Origin of the sequence: Flavobacterium pectinovorum (genome assembly GCF_900142715.1) — a bacterium.
Classification (GTDB): domain Bacteria; phylum Bacteroidota; class Bacteroidia; order Flavobacteriales; family Flavobacteriaceae; genus Flavobacterium; species Flavobacterium pectinovorum.
Window position 1 is genome coordinate 87,134 of sequence record NZ_FRBX01000001.1, and the last position, 23,083, is coordinate 110,216.

Annotated in this window: 9 protein-coding genes; 3 read left to right on the forward strand and 6 right to left on the reverse strand. The window is 35.0% G+C overall.

Features of this window, described 5'->3' with window-relative positions:
* Positions 1-8 precede the first annotated feature (8 nt).
* Genes BUE22_RS00340 through BUE22_RS00350 form a run of 3 tightly spaced genes read left to right on the forward strand, consistent with a single transcriptional unit; the run spans position 9 to position 9,811 of the window.
* Entirely contained in the window at positions 9-6,887 is a 6,879-nt protein-coding gene (locus BUE22_RS00340; RefSeq protein WP_084540183.1) for an Ig-like domain-containing protein, read from the forward strand.
* Positions 6,888-6,947: 60 nt separating this feature from the next.
* Complete coding sequence (locus BUE22_RS00345; RefSeq protein ID WP_073392832.1) at positions 6,948-7,856, forward strand: PorP/SprF family type IX secretion system membrane protein; 909 nt, start codon at positions 6,948-6,950, stop codon at positions 7,854-7,856.
* Positions 7,857-7,858: 2 nt separating this feature from the next.
* The gene (locus tag BUE22_RS00350) at positions 7,859-9,811 is read left to right on the forward strand and encodes an OmpA family protein (RefSeq protein ID WP_073392834.1); all 1,953 of its coding nucleotides are present in this window, start codon (positions 7,859-7,861) and stop codon (positions 9,809-9,811) included.
* A 178-nt stretch (positions 9,812-9,989) separates the two neighbouring features.
* Here the strand turns inward: BUE22_RS00350 and BUE22_RS00355 are convergent, their stop codons facing one another.
* The 6 genes from BUE22_RS00355 to BUE22_RS00380 form a co-directional block, all read right to left on the reverse strand.
* Positions 9,990-10,913, reverse strand: coding sequence for a glycoside hydrolase family 16 protein (locus tag BUE22_RS00355; protein WP_073392837.1), 924 nt, complete (start codon positions 10,911-10,913; stop codon positions 9,990-9,992).
* A gap of 44 nt (positions 10,914-10,957) precedes the next feature.
* Positions 10,958-12,349, reverse strand: a complete 1,392-nt coding sequence (locus BUE22_RS00360) for an endo-1,4-beta-xylanase (RefSeq protein WP_073392839.1) — start codon at positions 12,347-12,349, stop codon at positions 10,958-10,960.
* Positions 12,350-12,482: 133 nt separating this feature from the next.
* A complete protein-coding gene (locus tag BUE22_RS00365) occupies positions 12,483-13,604 on the reverse strand; it encodes a hypothetical protein (RefSeq protein ID WP_073392841.1) in 1,122 nt (373 codons plus the stop codon).
* A 10-nt stretch (positions 13,605-13,614) separates the two neighbouring features.
* Positions 13,615-15,138: a RagB/SusD family nutrient uptake outer membrane protein gene (locus BUE22_RS00370; RefSeq protein ID WP_073392843.1), complete on the reverse strand. Its 1,524-nt coding sequence runs from the start codon at positions 15,136-15,138 to the stop codon at positions 13,615-13,617.
* A 61-nt stretch (positions 15,139-15,199) separates the two neighbouring features.
* Positions 15,200-18,253, reverse strand: a complete 3,054-nt coding sequence (locus tag BUE22_RS00375; RefSeq protein WP_243396802.1) for a SusC/RagA family TonB-linked outer membrane protein — start codon at positions 18,251-18,253, stop codon at positions 15,200-15,202.
* A gap of 541 nt (positions 18,254-18,794) precedes the next feature.
* Complete coding sequence (locus tag BUE22_RS00380; RefSeq protein ID WP_073392848.1) at positions 18,795-22,955, reverse strand: hybrid sensor histidine kinase/response regulator transcription factor; 4,161 nt, start codon at positions 22,953-22,955, stop codon at positions 18,795-18,797.
* Between the last annotated feature and the right edge of the window lie 128 nt (positions 22,956-23,083).

Consider the following 23,083-nt stretch of genomic DNA (forward strand, 5'->3'; position numbering starts at 1 on the left):
GATAACTTATGATAAAAAACTACTTTACACTAAATAAAATATTGAATTTCAAAAAAACAATCTTCTTGTTTTTTTTGTTTTTTATATTCAATCAGGTTTCCAATGCCCAGTGTTCGACGCCCATTGTTGGATGCTCAAATACTGATTTATCGAATTTTGGAAGCGATTCAAATAACAATGCAGCCACTATAGAGTATGATAATTTTGTTTCTAGTTTTCATACAACAGTAGTAAGAACTTCAGATGGTTCTTTTCAGGTATGGGGAGAAGATATTGGAAATGATGGACTTGCAGATGTATTTTCGCCACTAACAATAAATGTAGCAAATTTTCCTGCTTTAACAACTGCAACGCCTTTAAAGGTCGGATTAGGAAGTATTTCTGCGAATAATGTTCAGGGTATTGTTTTAGCTACAGATGGTTTGTATGCATGGTCAAAAGAAGGGATTGTTCTTGACGGGTCAATTACTTCAGGAACTGCTTTTCAAAAAATTACTATTGGTGGAAATGCAAATGGTTTACCAACAGGAGTAACTCCCGGAGATGTTAAAATGCTGTTTGCAACCTACAAGACATTAGCCATTACGACCTGTAGTGGAGATGTTTGGGTAATTTCACAAACCGCAAGTGTTCGAGGTAATGGGGGAGCAGGAAATGCAACCACCTGGTATAAAGTTACAACTGATGGGACAGGTAATCCATTTTTAAGTGATGTCGTAGTCTGTAGAGGAAATTATGACGGACTTATGGCTTTAAAATCAGATGGTTCAGTCTATGTGTGGGGAGTAAATGTATTATTAGGAGATAATACAGCTATAATTCCGAGTCAGACAAGAGCTATACAAATGGCACTGCCTGGTGGAACACCAAAAATGATTGGTTCATCTGGAAGCGGTACCGAAAGATCCTATTATATTTTAGCGACCGACGGTAACATGTATGCTGTAGGTGAAAATACAAACAGACAATTGGGAGACTGGACAACTACTGATAGATTAGGATGGGTTCAGCCCCGATATACATCTGTTACGGGCCCACTTATGGATAATATGGATGATATTAAATGGTTCAGCGTACAGGAGCATGATAATTTATATGGCAGTGTTAACGTGATTAACAGCAATAAAAATTTATATGCTTTTGGACAAAGTAATAACTTTTTGCTTGGTACTGCTTCAGATCCAAGTAATCCGTCAATTCCAGCCGGACTAACTCTTACAGATAAAATTCTTGCTGTTGAAACAGGAGGGCATACATCAATGATAGTTAAAAGCTGTCAGACTAATTTTGGTTATGTTGGCCATAGAATAAGAGGAAGTATGGGTAATGGTTCTAATGGTACCAGTGACGAAAAATCTTATAATTTTGCTACTGCAGCTGTACAAATTTGCGGTGCAGAGTCAAATCCTGTTATCCAGCCTATCTCAACAGGAGGAGGGCCTGGTTCAAAATACTGTGTTGGCGATCCTGTTTTGCTAAATCCAACTCCCGCCGGAGGTACATTAAGCATAGTAAGCGGTCCGGGAAGCCTTACAGGAAATACTTTGAGTTTTACATCAGCCGGTACCGTAGTGGTTCAATACTCCGTAACCACCGAGTGTGGAGGTACTTCAGTTACTACTAAAAATTTTGAAGCTGCTCTTTGTCCTATAGATTTAGAGGTTACAAAAACAGTTGATAATATTAATGCAAGTGTTGGTAATAATTGTGTATTCACAATTACGACAACTAATAAAGGACCTTATAAGGCTACAGGAGTTAACGTAAATGACGTTCTTCCTGCTGGTTATACTTTTGTAAGTGCAACACCATCAGTAGGAACATGGTCAGCACCAAATTGGACTGTTGGCAGCCTTATTAATGGAGAAAGTGCCACCTTATCAATTGTAGCTACAGTTAATGCTTCAGGACCGTATGCGAATACGGCTATTATTTCAGGTAATGATCCTGATACTAATTCTGCAAATAATACAGCAACTGCAACACCTGTAGTTGATACTAATCTTTTAGTAACTAAAACGGCAAGCACTGGTACACATAATGTTGGGGACAACGTTACATTTACTATCACAGCTTCTAACTCAGGACCAAGTAATGCTACGGGAGTTAAAGTAACCGATACGCTTCCTGCAGGTTATACATTTGTTAGTGCAACACCTTCAACAGGAACATGGTTAGCACCAGACTGGACTATTGGAAATCTTGCCAATGGAGCAAATGCAACACTTACGATTATTGCAAAAGTAAATGCTACGGGCTCTTATGCCAATACAGCCAGTATTACAGGAGAACAGAATGATCCAACACCTGGAAATAATTCAGAATCTGCTACACCAACAGTAAATCATGCACCAGTGGCTATTGATGATGATCTTAGTGCTTCTCCTTTAAATGAAGATGGAGCTAATGGTACGGTGAATGTACTTTCTAATGATACTGATCCAGATGGTAACCCGATTGCTCCCGTAAATGGAGTTGGGCAGTTTACAGTAGATTTAGATCCTGCTTTGCCAGGTATTCAAACAACGTATTCTGATGCTAAAGGTGTCTGGACATTAAACCCATTTACAGGAATTGTAACTTTTAATCCTGCAGATAATTATAATGGAACAGCAATATTAACTTATACTTTATGTGATGCTTTCGGATTGTGTGATAATGCAGATATTACTTTTGTTGTGGCAGCAGTAAATGATAATCCGGTAGCGGTAGATGACGTTTATACTGTTGCAGAAGATGCTACAGTAACCTTAAACCCATTGGCATTGGATTCGGATCTTGATGGCGATACGTTGAGTATTACTTCAATTGGAGGAACAACTCTTACGGGTGGAGCACAAACTATCCCTGTTACAAACGGAACAGTAAATATTTCAGCTGCAGGTGTGATTACTTTTACACCATCGGCAAACTTTAATTCAGCTACGGCTATTAGTATTCCTTACGTAATCAATGATGGTCATGGCGGAACTGACACGGCAAATCAATTGATTACAGTTACGGCAGTAAATGATAATCCGGTAGCGGTAGATGACATTTATACTGTTGCAGAAGATGCGACAGTAACTTTAAATCCATTGGCATTGGATTCGGATCTTGATGGCGATACATTAAGTATCACATCAATTGGCGGAACAACACTTACGGGTGGCGCACAAACTATCCCTGTAACAAACGGAACAGTAAATATTTCAGCTGGAGGCGTGATTACTTTCACACCATCGGCAAACTTTAATTCAGCTACGGCTATTAGTATTCCTTACGTAATCAATGATGGTCATGGCGGAACTGACACGGCAAATCAATTAATTACAGTTACGGCAGTAAATGATAATCCGGTAGCGGTAGATGACATTTATACTGTTGCAGAAGATGCTACGGTAACTTTAAATCCATTAGCGTTGGATTCTGATCTTGATGGCGATACGTTGAGTATCACTTCAATTGGAGGAACAACACTTACAGGTGGCGCCCAAACAATTCCTGTAACTCACGGAACAGTAAATATCTCAGTTGCAGGCGTGATTACTTTTACACCATCGGCAAACTTCAATTCGGCTACAGCTATCAGTATTCCTTATGTAATCAGCGATGGTCATGGCGGAACTGACACGGCAAATCAATTGATTACAGTTACGGCAGTAAATGATAATCCGGTAGCGGTTGATGACCTTTACACGATAAACGAAGATACTACAGTAACCTTAAACCCATTAGCATTGGATTCGGATCTTGACGGCGATACATTGAGTATCACTTCAATTGGAGGAACAACACTTACAGGTGGCGCACAAACTATCCCTGTAACAAACGGAACAGTAAATATCTCAGCTGCAGGTGTGATTACTTTCACACCATCGGCAAACTTTAATTCAGCTACGGCTATTAGTATTCCTTATGTAATCAGCGATGGTCATGGTGGAACTGACACGGCAAATCAATTAATTACAGTTACGGCAGTAAATGATAATCCGGTAGCGGTAAATGACGTTTATACTGTTGCAGAAGATGCTACAGTAACCTTAAACCCATTGGCATTGGATTCGGATCTTGACGGCGATACATTGAGTATCACTTCAATTGGCGGAACAATACTTACAGGAGGAGCACAAACTATCCCTGTAACTAACGGAACAGTAAATATCTCAGCTGCAGGTGTGATTACTTTCACGCCATCGGCAAACTTTAATTCGGCTACGGCTATCAGTATTCCTTATGTAATCAGCGATGGTCATGGTGGAACTGACACGGCAAATCAATTGATTACAGTTACGGCAGTAAATGATAATCCGGTAGCGGTAGATGATCTTTACACGATAAACGAAGATACTACAGTAACCTTAAACCCATTAGCATTGGATTCTGATCTTGACGGCGATACATTGAGTATCACTTCAATTGGCGGAACAATACTTACAGGTGGCGCACAAACTATCCCTGTAACAAACGGAACAGTAAATATCTCAGCTGCAGGTGTGATTACTTTCACACCATCGGCAAATTTCAATTCAGCAACAGCCATTAGTATTCCTTACCTGATCAGTGATGGAAAAGGCGGAACTGACACGGCAAACCAGCTTGTAACAGTAAATGCTGTAAATGATAGTCCGACTGCAGCTGATGATATAAATACCCCAATTTCATCAACGGCAGGAGCGACAGTCTTAAACGCATTAATCGCTACAGATATTGACGGAACTATATCAAACTATACAGTTTTAACATTACCATCTCATGGAATTTTAGCATTAGCAGGAGTTCCGGTTACCGTAAATCAGATTTTGACGCCTTTAGAAGCAAGCATGCTTACTTATGAACCAAGCGGAACATTTACAGGCAACGATACCTTTACTTTTACGGCAACAGATGACCTTGGTGCCATAGATTTATCAGCGGGAACAATTACAATTCCTGTTGGAAATAATGCACCAGTTGCAAACGACGATACCAATGCTGGTATTCCGTCAACAGCAGGAGCAACAGCGATCAATCCTTTAACAGCAACAGATACCGATGGAACTGTTGTAAGTTATACAATCCTGTCATTACCAGCTAATGGAACTTTAGCATTATCAGGAACACCTGTAACGGTAAATCAGGTATTGACACCTTTAGAAGTTAGTATGCTTACATATGATCCTAGCGGAGCATTTTCAGGGAACGAAACTTTTACTTTTACAGCAACAGATAATAACGGCTCTATTGATGCAACGCCGGCAGTAATAACAATTGTGGTTGAAAAAACAATTTTGAATGCCGTAAATGATCCGGTAAATCCTGTAGTAGGAATTGATAAAACAGTCACAATTGTAAATGTATTTGATAATGATACTTTAAACAATAATCCCCTAATACCTACAGATGTTGATTTACATGAATTGACTCCTGATCCAACAGGAACAATTACATTAAAACCTGATGGAACTGTAGAATTGATTCCAAATGCACCGGCTGGAAACTATACTTTAACATACGAAATTTGCGAAAAAGCGAATCCTTCAAACTGTAGTCCTGCTACCGTTACAGTTTCGGTTGTAGCGCCTACTATGACAATAACGACAAATAGTTATTGCGATAATAATGCTCCGTATGTTTCTTATAATGTTGTTGCAGATAATTTTACACCAACAGGATTATTAACTATTAATTGGATAGACAGTGCTAACAACATTGTGGCAACCCAAAATAATATGCCATTAAGTGGTACTGTTTTATGGCCGGGAGCAGTCGTTGATAGTAATAATAAACCAACAGACTGGCCGGGATGGGTATTAGTAAACGGACAATGGATACAAGGAAATGACGGTTTTGAATTAACAAGACCTGCCGTTACCATGCAGTTTACATTAAATCCAACACAATCTGTTGTAGTTAATTATCCTGCAGCAGTAGCTGGTTGTAACGCGAGGCCAACATTCGGAATTCATGCAGGTAATGAAGATGATGTAACTCTTGCTGACGGACTTAATGGTTCATTAGAAATAATCAATGTTTTAGACAATGATACGCTAAACGGTGTTCCTGTTAAACCTTCAGATGTTATAGTAAAAGGTTTGGACTGGCCAACAGGAATTACCCTTAATAATGATGGTACAATCAATATAGCACCAGGCACAAAAGGAGGAGAGCATACACTAACTTATCAAATATGCGAAGTAGCCAATGGATCAAATTGTACTACTGCAACCGTTAAGATTTTTGTTGAAATTCCTGCAATTGCAATAGTAAAAACAGTTGTATTGAATGATGATAATGGAAATGGATTTGCCGAAGCCGGAGAAACTTTAACCTACAATTTCGCGATAACAAACAAAGGAAATGTTGCTCTGGAAAAAATAATGGTTTCAGATCCTTTACCTGGAATTGTTATGAATGGAGGCCCTATTAATCTGGCGGTTGGTGAAACTGATAATTCTTCGATAACAGGAACCTATACTTTATCTCAGGCAGATGTTGATTCCGGAAGCATAAGCAATCAGGCAACAGCATCAGGTACGACGAAAAGCGGAATAATTGTTTCGGATAAATCAGATTCTAGTGATACTGAAGGAGATAAACCAACTATTTTAGAATTAGGAGGTTGTGTGATTAAAATCTTTAATGCTGTTTCTGCAAATGGAGATAATCAAAACGAAAGATTCTACATTCAGGGCTTAGAATGTTATCCTGACAATAGCGTACAGATCTTCAACCGTTGGGGAGTTTTAGTATTCGAAAGAGAGCATTATAACAATGCAGAAATTGCTTTTAGAGGTGTTTCAGAAGGTCGTGCTACTATTAAAGACTCAAACGGATTACCTGAAGGTACTTATTATTACATCATTAGATATAAAGATAAGCAATCTAACCTACAGCAAGAGGCTGGGTATTTATACCTTACCAAGTAACATACTATACAAATTAAATGGCTTAGTGAAAGCTAAGCCATTATTTTAAAAATAAAATAAATGAGAAAATTAGTTTTAGTTTTATTGTTTTGTTCGGTTGCAAGTTTTGCTCAGCAAGATGCGCAGTTTACACAATATATGTATAATACCATTAGTATAAATCCGGCTTACGCGGGTTCAAGAGGAGTCATAAGTGTTTTAGGACTTTATCGTACACAGTGGGTTGGGTTAGATGGTGCACCCGAAACAAGCAGTTTTTCTGTAAATACACCTGTAGGTAATAATGTAGGACTTGGGGTTTCATTAGTAAATGATAAAATTGGTCCTACAAATGAAAACAACATATCAGCAGATTTTTCGTATTCTATTCCAACATCGGCTACAGCCAAACTTTCTTTTGGTATAAAAGGATCAGCAAATTTATTCAAACTTGATCCCACAAAGTTAAACCCCGAAAATCAGGGCGATCCGCAATTTCAGGATTTTAAAAATAAATTTTCACCTAATGTTGGTGCTGGTGTATACTTGCATTCAGACAAAGGATATGTTGGTTTATCTGTACCCAATTTTATCGAAACAAATCGTTACGATGATAATGAAACTGCAATTTATAAAGAGCAGATAAATTACTATTTGATTGCCGGATATGTATTTAATCTGGATCGTTATGAGCAAATAAAGTTCAAACCAGCAGTTTTGGCCAAGATGATAGAAGGTTCACCGTTTCAGGTTGATGCTTCGGCAAATTTTATGTTTAATGACAAGTTTGTTGTTGGTGTTTCGTACAGATGGAGTGCTGCAGTAAGTGCACTGGCCGGATTTCAGATCACAGACAGTTTATATCTGGGTTATGCCTACGATCGCGAAACAACTAAGTTAGTGAACTACAATTCAGGATCGCATGAAATATTCCTGCGTTTCGAGTTTTTGAATAAGTATAGCCGAATAACATCACCAAGATTTTTCTAGTCATGAAAATAAAAAATATAATTTATACCGTACTAATGTCTTTTTGCTTTTTCAGCGGAATGGCTCAAAAGGCACTTTTGCAAAAAGCAGAAAAGCAATATGATAATTATGCCTATGCAGATGCAATTTCGATTTACGAAAAGCTTGCCGTTAAAGGATATAAAGACGAAAAAATGTTTCAGAGATTAGGTAATGCTTATTACTTTAATGCCGAATTAACAAAAGCAGTCGTTTCTTATGATGAACTTTTCTTTCTGAATCCCAAGCAGGAACCCGAATATTTGTACAGATATGCACAGTCTCTTAAAGCAGTAGGAGATTACGCTAAAGCGGATAAAATGCTCGACGAATTCAATAAGAAAGTAAATACAGATACCAGAGGAATTTTATTTGAAAATAACAGAAATTATTTAGAGCAGATCAAATTAAACTCTGGCCGATTTGAAATTGTAAATACCAATATTAATACAGAACAATCAGATTTTGGAAGTACTGTTTTAAATAATAATTTAATATTTGGTTCTGCACGTAAAATTAGAAAGAAAGAAGGAAAGACATTTTTATGGACAAACAGAGCTTTTACAAATTTATATACTGCAGCTATTCAGCCAGATGGTAATCTTGGGACTCCGGTTTTGCTGGATACAGATGTTAATTCAAAATTTAATGAATCGACTCCTGTTTTTACAAAAGATGGCAAGACGATGTATTTTACAAGAAATAATTTTTTGGATGGAAAACGAGGAAAAGACGACAAGAATATTACCTTATTAAAACTGTATAAGGCTAGTTTCTTAAATGGTAAATGGGATAATATTACAGAATTACCTTTTAACAGCGACGCTTATAGTACTGCTCATCCGGCGTTAAGTTTAGATGAAAAGCAATTATTTTTCGCATCGGATATGCCGGGAAGTTTAGGTCAGTCTGATTTATACAGCGTAACGATTAATAGTGATGGAACATTTGGAAAACCCGAAAATTTGGGATCCAATATTAATACGGAAGGAAGGGAAACTTTTCCTTTTATTTCAGGAGATAACGAATTGTATTTTGCAACCGATGGACGTCCCGGACTTGGCGGACTGGACATATTTGTTTCGAAAATACTGGACAACGGAACTTTTGACAAAGTACAGAATATCGGTGAACCGGTAAATACTAAATTTGATGATTTTGCTTTTATCATTGACAGCAATACACGTAATGGATATTTTTCTTCTAATAAAAAAGGAGGAATGGGCTATGATGATATTTATAAGTTTACCGAGACAAGAAAATTAGTTTGCGAAAGAACTTTAAAAGGAACCATTTATGATGGTAACGCTAATACTGTTATAGAAAATGTAAAAGTAGTTTTGCTTGATGAAAAGCTTCAGGTTTTAGAAGAAGTACTTACAGGTAAAGACGGCAGCTATTCATTCAAAGTTAACTGTAACAAAGCATATACTGTTCGTGTAATTGGAGAAGGTTATCCAATAAAAGAAAATCAGGTTACGATTTCATACGCTGTTGATAATAAGTTAGATTTTACTTTAGAAAAAGAAAAAACAGAAATTAAAGAAGCAAAACCAATTGCAATTGGAACAGATTTGGCCAAAACGCTAAATATTTCAATGATTTATTTCGATTTAGGAAAATGGAATATTACAGATAAAGCAGCAATTGAATTAGAGAAAATATTTGCCGTAATGCAGGAATATCCAAAAATGAAAATAGATATTCGTTCGCATACAGACAGCAGATCATCTGTAAAATCAAATATGGTTTTATCTGATAAAAGAGCAAAATCTATTATGGCGTGGCTTGTAAAAAAAGGCATTTCCGCAAATCGATTAAAAGGAAAAGGATATGGCGAAAGCAAATTGCTTAACAGATGTAAGGATGGTGTAAAATGTAGTGAGGAAGAACATCTCTTAAACAGAAGAAGTGAATTTTTAATAATATCCATGTAATTTTAAAACAGCCCAATTCGAAAGAATTGGGCTGTTTTATTTTGGTACAAATTATTTAAAAAGAATAAGCCTCGTCTGAAGTACAATCCTCAATATCTTCTTTGACAATAGCAAATCATATACATAAAAAAGCTCCAGATTTCTCTGAAGCTTTTTTATTACTGATTGCGATATAATTTTAGATTGGTCTTTTGTAAACCGTAACATCATCTACCCACATCATTACAGATGAAAATAAGTTAATTTTATTAGGATCTATAAAATTAGAGTCTTTAGATCCCACATTCATATTGAAAATAATCGAATGTGTTCCAAAATTATTAAAATTAAGATTGGCTACACTACTGTTCGTATAAGTTGCAACAGTTATATTGTCAACCTTTATGGTTACTGTTACGACATTGTTTTGCATTTTCCAGAAGGATTCATATAAGTGCCATCCGTTATTTCCGTTTAAATTAAAACTACCGGGATAGTTTCTTTCGGCAGCATTTCCTAATAAGTTGTTTCCGGAAGAAGTTCCATAAAAAATATTTGAAGTATAACGGCTCGCATTTGGTGCAAAAGAATACCCTTCCAGAATATCAATTTCTCCTTTGGTTGGCCATGCGTTTTGCTGTACAGACCAAAAGGCCGGCCATGCACCGTAAGTATCTGAGAAAGATTTGTAGGTTCCGCCATCCATCGCTATTAATTTAATATTAGCAGAAAGCATATACTCTGTATTGTTTTCTGGTTTGTATTGGTAATGAGAAGAAATGAAACCAGATTGATATTTGTAAGCACTTAACTTGGTTGTTTTGATTTCTAAACATTGTTTTCCATCTCTCCATTGTGTGGTAGGTACCGAACTATTATAGTCACAATACCAGGAATTATAATCCGCTCGCTGTTCTTTTGTCCATTGTGACAAATTAGAGCCTACATTGAATGTGTCTTCAAATTGTTTCACCCAGGGTGCAGCGGCTATTTTACCTGTACTTGCAGCGGTATTTACACTTGACAATTGCTCTTCTGCCAATACAGGAGTTGTACTATCTGAGCAGGATGCAAATCCTAAAACACATGATAATGCTAATGATAACAAATTTAATTTTTTCATAATTTTTTGTGGTTAATTAATAGTATAGTATTATGCTTTAAAATTTAATCTAAACCTTCCAGAAATCCGGTATGCGAACTTTTGATAGCAAAATTGGAGTCATACAATAAAGGCCAGTCATTTCCAACATGGTTCAGATCTGTACTATACGGAATCCAGGATTCATTATCCTTCATTCCCCAAATCGTTAAAGCGTATTTATTTGCTGCCGGAATTGCATTATAGATTTTTACCATTTCCTTGTATTTTGCTTTTTGGGCTAACCTTCTTTCATTTGTAAAAGTAGAAATGTCATTAAATGGATTGACCTGAATGTCTAATTCTGAAACGTGAATTTTCAGACCTTTTGAGACAGCTCTGTTAATATCTGTTTCGATTTGAGTTTTTGTTGGGCTTAAATAAGTATTATGCATTTGAAAACCAACACCATCAATAAGGTTACTTGTTTTTAGATCATCTATAATGCTAAAAACTTTATCTTGTTTTGGGATATTAGCAGACGTTGCATAATCATTATAAAACAATAATAAGTTGGTGTCATCTGCCGCAGTTGCTGCATTTCTTGCCCATTGAAAACAATCTTTTACATAATTAGGACCCATTCGTCTAAGAAAAATAGTATTTCTCATATTTCCTCCATTGTCATCTACAGATTCATTAACCACATCCCAGGATTTTACTTTTCCGGCATAATGCGTAACAACATCTGTGATATATTTTTTTACTTCCGCAGCAAATTCAGCATCAGTACCTGAAAAATCGGTTAACCATTTTGGTACTGAATTATGCCATACTAAAGCATGACCGTGAACATTGATGCCATTTGAATTTCCGTAAGCAACAATTTGATCAGCAACCGTCCAGTTATAAACACCGCTTGCAGTAGAAATTTGATCCATTTTCATTTCATATTCGGCAGAAATACTGCTAAATTCATTTTTCAAAATAATATCATAAGGGCTTCCGCTGGTTAATTGCGAAGCTTTTATTGCCATACCAACAAAAAATGGATTTGCCGCCTTATTGACTTTTACTTTTAAAAAAGTAGGATCTTCAGGAATACCATCTGAACCAGTAGTTACAACACTAATAACATTTGAATAATCTGAAATCTCTGTTTCTGATTTGGCTCTTACTCTGTAATAATATTGCGTGCCTCCTGTTAAACCAACTACAACTTCATTTAAATCAGTCACTTCTTTTGCATTGTAATTGGACACAAATGCTGTAAAATTTTCGGTTGTAGAAACATCCAAAAGGTAGCTTTTAGAATTCGAAACATAATTCCATTTAGCTTTAAACCCATTGTCATTCACATCTTTTGGTGCGTTTGCAACTGGATTTTCTAAAGTTTCAACAGTTTCATTGTCATCTTTAGAACAGGCACTTAAAAAAAGGAAGAGACTGCTGAGCACTAGTAAAAATTTAATTTTCATACTGTTTTTTTATTATAGAATATTCTGGAATACTCTTATTATATTTTCTTTATTATTTATGATATAATTTGCTTTTATAAAGAGGCTGCTTTTGATAACAACCTCTTTTTTAGTTAAAGCATATAATCCTCAATTATTCGTAACGAATTTTAATATTGTCAAATTTTATCACACTAGGATTTGGCGTATCACTCTGTACAATTCCTACTTTGATTTCATTAACTTTAGAAGCGTCCAGCGTAGTGGCAGGCAATCCAAACCCATAATTATCTTTAAAATCAGCTAAGGTTATGGTTTTTGTTGTCCAATTTGTATCGGTTACTTTAAAATTATAACCATAGTCTTTACCATCAATAGTGTTTAATTGTATGGCAAATTGAGCGCCTACGACATTGGCACTTACGTCAATATCTATAAAAGTTTTTGCAGCATCAGTGTTTGATGCACTTAGAAAGCTAGTTCCCCCTCCGGCGCTGCTTCCGTTGTAACCGTTGGCAGTTGAACCAGTCCATGCAAGTGTTGCGTAATTACCTGTTGGGCCACCTGTAGTATTTGCGTTAAAACTATCGATATCGCCATACGAATTCCAACTCGTTCTGACACCGTTTCCGTCAAAATCAGACACGATAACAATAACTTCCGGAGTAACAGGAGGAGGAATCTGTATTACTTTTTTTGCTATACCTCCCGGCGTTGTAAGTACTAACTCTGAGCCAAAGACGGCATCTTCAGGCACACCTATAATAATTGAAGAAGATGATTTTGAAGTATAACTTATTGCTTTTCCGTCTAAGGTTATCGAAGAAATATTATAAAACCATGTACCTTCAATTTCAAGCGGAGACCCCGGAGTTGCTATTTCAGGAATTGTTTTTGTAATGGTAGGAACAGGCTGTAAAATTTCAATTTCTTTTGTAAACGAACCAGCAGCAGTTTCAAATGTAATGGGTTGTACACCAAATCGACTTCCTAGTTTGTCATCAAATGGAACAGTAAAAATAAACGCTTTGTCTGAATTATGATTAGGATTAAAACTGATATTGATTTTATTATCCAGCGTAATCTTTTTTAATCCCGCTAAACCTTCGCCTTCGACCCTGACTTTATTTAACGGAAAAGCCTGATTAAGTAAATCTCCGGGTTCAGCAACCATTGCATCTATAGTTGCAAGAGTACTATTATCATCATTTTGGCAAGCTGTAAAAGAAACCAGAGCCAAAAGAATTATAATTCTATATTTTATTTTATTGATCATAGTATAAAAATTAATTGAAGTTAAAAGGAACCGGCGGTTCTAATAATGATGGATTAGTATCAATAGCAGATTGAGGTAATGGCAATTCAAAATAATTGTTTCCCGGAGTTATTTTTCTGGAAACCAAGTCTGTTCTGGCATCATCAGAATAAAAACCAACTTCCTGCTGTGAAATAATTGCTGTAGCTTCAGCAATACCACGGCGTTTTAAATCAAAGAAATATTGTCCTTCAAGTGCAAATTCAACTCTTCTTTCGTTAAACAGATCATCTCTCGTAAGTATTGTTTTAGCTGGTAATCCGGCTCTTGATCTCACTTCATTAAAAGCGATTAAAGCATCTGCAGAAGTAGTAGAACCTGCTCCGGCCAAAATCGCTTCAGCATGCATTAATAAAACATCAGAATATCTTAGTATAATCGTGTTTTGTGATGTTCTCATAAAAAACACATCGTTTCTTTCGGCTGCAGAACCTACAATGTATTTTCTGAAATTAGCTCCTGTAGAAGAAAGGATTTTTTTGTATGTGAAACCACCTTGATTTTTTAATAATTCAGGATAAAAGTCACCATCTGTCATAATCGTGTTCTTTTTTCTGGTATCATTTGGCTCAAATCCAGCTTGTAGTGAAATAGAAGGCAGGTAAACTCCCCAGCCGTCACCGCCACCCGTTATTCCTGTACCTCCCGGAACTATATAGGCCTGATTGGTGTTTTGTGTTCCCCATTCTGTAGCAATCGCTTTCCATTGCAGGGCAAACATACTCTCTGCGCTGTTATTATTTTCAGGGCTGCTAAATAAGTTTCCGTATTCCTGGATTAACTTATATTGGTTTCCAATAATTTGCTGGGTTAAGGCTAAACTTTCTCCGTATTCATTTAAGGTTAAATGCACTTTTGCAAGAATACCCATAGCAACATATTTAGTAACGTACCCTTTTTTTAATGGTTTTTCAGGTAAATTTTCAACAGCATATTCCAAATCCTGTTTTATAAATTTATACACATCAGCAACGAGATTTCTTTTTGGCTGTGCAGCAGAACCTGCTTTACTAATAATAGGCACAGCACCAAAAGTTCTCACGAGATAGAAATACGCATTGGCTCTCATAAATCTGGATATTGCAATCGCTTTTTTATAAGATGCTTCAGGCAATTCGCTTTTTCTTTCTTCAACCAGACTCATTAAATTATTGGATTGATCGACAACCGAAAATAACGAAACGTATCCTTCTGTCAGGATTGGGTTTTGCGAGGTTACCTGTGCATCTTTAAATTGCGCATAAGCACCATCAAACGAAAAAGCATTTCCCGCATACATATCTCCTACAGCAATCAGGAATTTATCATTAAAAGTAAACCACGGCTTAAAGTACAAACTCTCAGCGATTCCGTCAAAAGCGGTAACTCCTTCGGGCAAATCGGCCGGGGTTAATTGATTTTCAGATGGTGCATCCAAAAAATCATCTGAACAGGAAAATAAAGACAGCAATGGTATTAGCATTCCCATCATAAAAAGTTTAAAAAGTTTTTTCATAACTACTTTTTTTTATGTTAACGATTATGAATCATTAAGTTAAATGTGTTTTTTATCAATTTTAGAATTCTAAATTTACTCCCATAGAAATTGTTCTTGGCACAGGATATCTTCCTAAATCAATACCGCTCAGGGTTATATTTTGATCTAAATTTCCAAGGGCAGGGTCAAAACCGGAGTATTTAGTAAACGTGTATAAATTTTGAACATTTGCGTATAATCTTACTTTAGAGAAAATAGAGTTTTCGAATATTTTTTCTGGTAAATCATAGCTCAAAGAAACATTCTGAATTCTTAAATAAGAACCGTCTTCAACAAATCGATTCGAAATTCTGCCATTACCGTTTGGATCATTAAGTGTGATTCTTGGAACATCAGTATTTTCGTTTACTCCAGGTTCAAAAGCCTGCAGCGCCTCAGTACTAACGTTTCCGAAACGATCTCCAAATCCCGGATAAATGCCATCTGTATAATGACGTGTAAAGTTGTAGATCTGGTTACCCTGACTTCCTGTTAAAACAACAGATAAACTGATGTTTTTGTATTTAAAGTTATTGGTAAATGCATACGTAAAATCAGGAATTGCGTCTCCTATGGCTGTTTGATCTTTACTATCGATTTTTCCATCGCTGTTAAGATCTTTAAAGCGAATATCTCCAATTCCGGTTCCTGTTTCCTGAGTTGGTCCTGCAGCTAATTCGGCAGCATTTTTAAATAATCCATCGGTAACATATCCATAAAATTGTCCTACCGGCTGTCCTTCTGTTGTTCTGGTAACGTTATACAAATCAAATTGTACTTTTCCTAACAAAGATTTGCCCTGACCCTGAAAACTGGTCAGCTCATTATTGTATTTAGATAAAATAATTGTACTGTCCCAAGTGAAATTTTCGGTAACAATATTTCTTGTATTCAAGGTAAATTCAACTCCTTTAGTTACAATTTCACCTGTGTTGAGGTAGTAATTAAGGGCACTTTGATTCGATTCATCGTTGATTTGTTTAGTCAGGAAATCGGATGAATTCTTAACATAATAATCAAAATCTATTTTTACTCTGTTATCAAATAAACCTAATTCAAAACCGGCATTGAAAGATTTAAGAGATTCCCATTTAATGTCCGGATTACCTAAATTATCAATTGTTGGCGAAACACCTCCAAACGGGGATGAAAGTAACGACAGTATGGTTTGATATCTGTTTGCCGGAATATTTTGATTTCCAACAAGACCATAACCTGCCCTGAATTTTAAATAATTTATAGTCTTAGATAAAGGCTCAAAGAACTTTTCGTTGCTTACTGTCCATCCTCCTGAAAATGATGGAAAATATCCCCATTTGTTGTTAGGACCAAAATTTGACGAAGCATCTGCTCTTAAAGACGCAGAGAAAGAATATCTGTCAGAAAAGCTATAGTTTAATCTCGAAATATAAGATGCCATCGACCATCTGCCAGAACCATTTCCGTTAAGTGCAGTATCAATATCGCCAATGTTTAAGTTCGTAAAATTCTTATTTAAAAACTCACCCGTTCTGTAACCGCTTAAATATTCATAGCGGCTTTCCTGAGCTTCCTGACCTAATAAGAAAGTAAAATTGTGATTTTCATTTAGCGTTTTATTATAAGTCAGATAGTTTTTAATGTTCCAATAATAACTTTGATCTTGCTGTTTGAAAGATTTGTTTAAAAGTTCAGACACATTTCCTAAAGTATATTTAGGTGCAAAAGCACTGCTTTTGGAAAAATTAAGATCATATCCTAATTCAGATCTAAAAACCAATCCTTTGATAATCGTGAAATCAGCAAATAAATTACCATTAATTTTAAATCTCTCTGTAGTTGAATTATTGTATTCAGACAAAGCGATTGGGTTGGTTGCTTCATTTGCCGAAGACCCTAAACCACTTGTTGGTCCCGCATAAGAACCATCGGCGTATCTAACCGGTAATTCCGGCGATTGTCTTAAGGTATTCATTACCAAACCACCTCTGTCGTCATTTCTTACTACTTGTTGAGACGACTTGCTTACAGATAAATTATTCCCAATTTTCAGCCAGGATTTAACATTAGAATCTACATTTAATCGCATCGATAATCTGTTGAAATCTGAGTTTAGAACAATTCCTTCCTGATCAAAATAATTTAAAGAAGTATAATAACGCGTTCCGTCTTTTTCACCAGAGAATGACAGCTGATGATTGTACATGGTAGCGGTTCTAAAAAGTTCATCCTGCCAGTTTGTTCCATTACCCAATAAATTAGGTTTTTGATATTGATACGGAACAGGCTCTCCATTTAATTTGAAAATTTTTGCCTGATAAGCAGCATATTGAGGCAAGTTTAAAACATCAACAGTATTGGTTACCTGCTGAGTACCTAAATAGGTTTCATAGGTAAACTTTGATTTTCCTTTTTTCCCTTTTTTGGTTGTAATCAAAACGACACCGTTGGCACCATTTGCACCATATATAGCCGTTGCCGATGCATCTTTTAAAATATCAATAGTTTCGATATCAGAAATATTCAAACCTGATAAAGCCGAGTTTTTAGTTTGTCCGTTTCCTCCACCTAAAGCGCTAAAAGAAAAAGAGTCGTTGTTTTTATCAGCAAAAACGGGTGTTCCGTCAATAACGTATAAAGGCTCGTTACCGTTAATGGAAGTTATTCCTCTAATTTGAACAGAGATTCCGCCTCCGGGAGTACCTGAATTTTGAGTAACGTTTACACCTGCAGCCTTACCCACAAGAGCCTGATCGATAGAAGTAAACGGTTTGTCCTGAATTTCAGAAGCTTTAATAGAAGAAACAGCACCGTTTATATCTTTTCTTTTTGAAGTTCCGTACCCTATTACAACAACCTCATTTAATTTTTCCAGATCATTGACCATAACCACCTGCATTACTGATTTTGCGGGCAGTATTAAATTTTTATATCCTACATAACTAAAAAGCAATGAAGCTGTTGGTTCGACATTGTTTAAGGCAAAACTACCGTCGAAATCGGTAACTGTTGCGTTTTTTGTTCCTTGTACTATTACACTAACACCTGGCAGACTGGTTCCGCCTGATGTTACTTTACCTTTAACAGTTTGAGCAAAGAAAAAATTTCCCCACATACACACTATTAAACACAATAGTTTTTTTAATGTTCTTTTCTGCATAAAATTTGGTTGTTAGACTGAGTTAAATAATTAGTTATTTTAGTTTGTAAAAAATATTTAATGGGTTGGTTTTTGTCTCACTTATTATTTGAGTTGTGGTAAAAAACTATTTCTTAAATATTTCTTAACGAAAGTAAAATCTACAGCAGTCCAAGTGTAGAACAGATGAAGCAAATCATGCATCATTTGATGCAAAACCGCATCTCAACCCTCTGGATTTAAATAATAAGAGGTAAAAACCACAAAACCACCAATGAATTATTGGCAAAAAATTATGCTTTAAAATATATTTTGCGAAATTATATTGTAGTATTTTTATTAAAATAACAAGTTTGCGCAAATTAAAAAAAATCCTTTTTTAGAAACACACCAACAAAAAAAGCCCCAATTTAAATCAGGGCTTTCTAAAATTATTATCGCTTATAAAAATCTTTTTATCTCTCTTCTATATTCTTTCATCTATATTCTTTTTTCTATATTCTTTCATCTTTCTTCTCTATTTCTTAGATCCAGTTTCCTGTGTAGGCAGATGCCCGTATTTAAGTTTATAACATTTGGCAAAATAAGAAGGGGAGGTGAATCCTACTTTATAACTAATTTCATTGATGTTAATAGTATTATTGCCTTGTTCAAGCAATTGTTTTGCTTTTTCTAATCGTACATTTCTAATAAACTCATTTACAGAAACACCTGTTAGCGTTTTTATTTTTCGATACAATTGACTTCTGCTCAGGAAAACTTTAGAAGAAAGCAGCTCCACACTTAAATCAGATTCGCTCAGGTTTTCATTAATAAAATGAAGAATTTTTTGAATGAAATCATTGTCTAAAGAAGTTGTTTTTTCCTTTCCGTCTTTTGTGATGCCGGTATAAAATTTCTTAAACATTATTTGTCTGCTTGTAATAAGCTGCGCCAGACTGGATTTTAAAATATCCAATTCAAATGGTTTGCTCAAATACATATCTGCACCAGAGTCTATTCCTTCAATCCTGTCCTGTACCATTGCTTTTGCAGAAAGCATTAATAACGGAATATGACTTGTTTTCAGATCTCCTTTTATATTTTTACACAACTGCAATCCGTCCATTACTGGCATAATAACATCTGTAATTATAATATCCGGCAATTTCTGAACGGCCAGTTCGTAACCTTTTTTTCCGTTTTCGGCGGTAATGACTTTATATAATTTACTCAATTCCGTTTTCAGATAATTTCGTAATTCAAGATTGTCTTCAACAATCAGAACGGTATATGCTTTTGCAGTATCTGCTTCAATTTCTTTTATTGATTCGTTAGGAATCTCTTCATCATCTTCCTGATATTTATTCGATTCAAACAAGAACTTATTTTTATTTTTTTCAATTTCAAAAACTTCATTGACTACTTCATTTTCCTTATAAAAAGAGTTGCCTAAAGGAAATATTACCATGAATTTTGTTCCTTCTCCCGGTGTGCTTTCAACATCAATTTTTCCTTTATGAAGCTCAACAAATTCTTTTACAACCTCTAAGCCAATTCCGGTGCTTCCGTAGTAATCTTTATTTAGGTTATTAACCTGATAAAATCGATCAAAAATTCTTTTCAAATCCTCTTTGTAAATTCCTGAACCAGTATCTGTAATGGTTATTGAAAAGGAGGAAACCTTGCTTCCATTAATTATTAAGGAATTATTCTCATCTAATTTATCGATAGAAACAGTAATAAACCCATCATCGGGAGTAAACTTAAAAGCGTTTGAGATAATATTGAATATTATTTTTTCCAGCATTTTAGGATCTAACCAATCTTCAAGCTCTTCAATTGATGGCTCAAAATCAATAGTTATGTTTCTCGCAGCTGCTTCCTCATCAAAATAGCCTATAATTTCTTTTACAAAAGCGATCACTTCAATTTTTTTAACCTGAAGAAAAATTTTGTTGAACTCTAATTTATTAAAATCCATAAGCTCATTGATAAGCCTTGAAAGCCTGTCTGAGCTTTTATGTACCGTTTTTAATTTATTATGTATTTCTCTCGATACATTTTTACTCCTTAAAATATCTTCGAGAGGGTTAATAATTAAGGTTAATGGTGTTCTGAATTCATGCGAAATATTAGTAAAAAACTGTAATTTTTTATTGTTTAATTTTTCTAACTGAATTGTTTTTTCTCTTTCTAAAATGATGGACTGTCTGGCTTTAAAACGATTTTGATAAATCTTGTTGAAATATATAATCAGGAAAACTAAAATTGAGGCGTATATTAAATAAGCCCAAATAGTTTTCCACCACGGGGGAAGGATTTTTATTTTTAACTCTAACTGAACATTACTCCACGAACCATCTGCATTGGCCGATTTTACTTTAAAAACATAATTACCAGGCTCCAGATTGGTATAAGTAGCTGTTCTGTTATTGTCTACATAATTCCAGTCTTTTTCAAAACCTTCAAGATAATAGGCGTATTGGTTTTTTTTAGAATAATTATAGTTTATCCCCACATATTCGATCGTAAAAACCGATTGTGCATGATTGAGAATAATTTCTTTTGTCTGAGAAATTACTTTGGTTAACGGCGAACCTTCTTCATTTGGTTTTACAGATTTATTAAATAATTTGAAATCACTAAAATACAGCCTTGGCGCTTTTTCTGTTTTTTTAATTTCATTAGGGTTAAAATAGTTTACTCCTTCATAACCGCCAAAATACAGTTCGCCATTTCCGTCTTTAAAGACTGCATTATTATTAAAATCGTTGTCAATAAGACCATCATCTTTATTGAAATTGGTGCTTTGTTTGTTTTTAAAATCGAGTTTTGTTAGCCCGGATCCACCGCTTATCCATAAAGATCCATTGTTATCAGAAATGATGGCGCGAACTGATTTTTCTTCAAAACCCGGAAAATCATCATAATTAGAAAATATCTTGTTTTTTTTATTATAACTAAAAAGTCCTTCGCCATCTGTACCGATCCATATTTTTTTATCGTTGGATTCATAAATTGATAAAATGGTCTGAATACCGCTATATTTTGTTTTATCCCTGAACATTTCATCGCGCATGTTTATCACTCTAAAACCGGAATCGGCATTTAAGTGTACCTGATATAGCCCTAAAATTGTTCCCACCCATAAAATATTATCAGAGTCAACAAAAACTTTGCGAATAAAGGCTTCGTCTAAAGAGTTGTCTGCAAATGGTTTAGTGTTACAATGCACGAATGTGTTGCTCTTATTGTCAAAATAATGAAGTCCTTTTATGAAAGTTCCAATCCAGATTCGGCCTCCGGAGTCTTCAGAAAAACTAAAAATCCTATTCGATTTCAGTCCTGCTGTATTTGTCGTATTGTAGTTTATGAATCGGGTAGTTCCATTTTTCAAAAAATAAATGCCGCGATCCCAGCTTCCTACCCAGATATTTTGTTTACTGTCTATGAAGATAGTCTGAATATCAACAGCATCCAGACCGGAATAGTAGCTTTGATTGTTTTTGTTAACATGAATGTAAGTTTTAGCCGAAAGATTATATATATCAAGTCCGCCGCCTTCATTACTTATGATCAGATTGCCCTTTTTATCTTTTATAACTGAAGTTACATAGCTTGTTTGCAGGGAATTATCGTTGTTAACAAGCGACTCAAGTGAATTAAATTTATTGTTTGGCTTATCAAATACGCCAAGCCCTTTATTGAAATAACCTAACCAAAGTCTTTTTTCCTTGTCTTCGTATAACGACCATACGGAATTCGACTTTAAACTAAAATTATTGTATTTGCTGTGCAGGTATTTTTGCAGTACTTCTCCTTTAAAATTTACAACTAATAAGCCATCATTTTCGGTACCGCAAAGTATATAATCCTGACTGCTTTGTATAATAGATAAGATTTTATTTTTGGTAATAAAAAAATTCTCAAATTGATAGTTATCCGTTTCAGGTTTAATTTTTATCAGCCCATTTTCAGTTGTTCCCAGCCATAAATATCCAAATTTGTCTATAACAACACTTTCTATATCATCTAATAAAGGTTCTCTTTTAAACTTGTCTTTATAAACCTGCTTTACTTTTCCGTTTAGATCGATCTCTAAAAGTCCATAACTGGTTCCTAAATAAATAATTCCCTGTTTATTTTTTACCGAACATTTGATTAAAAAGTTTGGTTTTTCGAGAACTTTTGAGTGCACTAAAGACGCTTTTAAGGTTTTTACATTTACTTTAAATAATCCAAAACCATAAGCACCTAAAAGTATGTCGCCATTGTTATCTTCAATAATGGTTTTTATAGTAATTGGCTGTTCGTAACCTTTTACAATTGCATCCTGAATATTGATTTTAGTAAAATTATCCAGATCCCGATTGTATAAACACAAGCCTTCATCTGTACCAATCCATAAGTTATTTTTAGAATCAATAAAAGTGGCATAAATAAAGTTACTGTTTACTGAACCTGGTTTTTTATCATGTTTATATCCAAAATAATTTACCCCGTCATATCGATATAATCCTGCGCCATTAGTTCCTATCCAAATAAAGCCATTGTGATCCTGAATGATAGAAGAAATAGCCCTTTTTGAAGTAGTTTCCTGTATGCTTCTAAATTGGTAGTTTTCAAATTTATCCTGAGAAAACATACAATTTACAAGACCAAAAAAGCACAGAAGAATATATTTGATATTTTTCATTTACATTTTAATATTTATCAATTCTATTAGAAATAAAATTTATAATTGATTTTATTTAATCATATCTAAAACAATATTAATAAAACTAAACAGAACACTTACTTTTTTTATCCAGATTTACCATATTG

Coding starts and splice junctions, on each gene's coding strand:
- BUE22_RS00340 (WP_084540183.1), top strand. CDS start 9: ATGATAAAAAACTACTTTACACTAAATAAAATATTGAATTTCAAAAAA.
- BUE22_RS00345 (WP_073392832.1), top strand. CDS start 6,948: ATGAGAAAATTAGTTTTAGTTTTATTGTTTTGTTCGGTTGCAAGTTTT.
- BUE22_RS00350 (WP_073392834.1), top strand. CDS start 7,859: ATGAAAATAAAAAATATAATTTATACCGTACTAATGTCTTTTTGCTTT.
- BUE22_RS00355 (WP_073392837.1), bottom strand. CDS start 10,913: ATGAAAAAATTAAATTTGTTATCATTAGCATTATCATGTGTTTTAGGA.
- BUE22_RS00360 (WP_073392839.1), bottom strand. CDS start 12,349: ATGAAAATTAAATTTTTACTAGTGCTCAGCAGTCTCTTCCTTTTTTTA.
- BUE22_RS00365 (WP_073392841.1), bottom strand. CDS start 13,604: ATGATCAATAAAATAAAATATAGAATTATAATTCTTTTGGCTCTGGTT.
- BUE22_RS00370 (WP_073392843.1), bottom strand. CDS start 15,138: ATGAAAAAACTTTTTAAACTTTTTATGATGGGAATGCTAATACCATTG.
- BUE22_RS00375 (WP_243396802.1), bottom strand. CDS start 18,253: ATGTGGGGAAATTTTTTCTTTGCTCAAACTGTTAAAGGTAAAGTAACA.
- BUE22_RS00380 (WP_073392848.1), bottom strand. CDS start 22,955: ATGAAAAATATCAAATATATTCTTCTGTGCTTTTTTGGTCTTGTAAAT.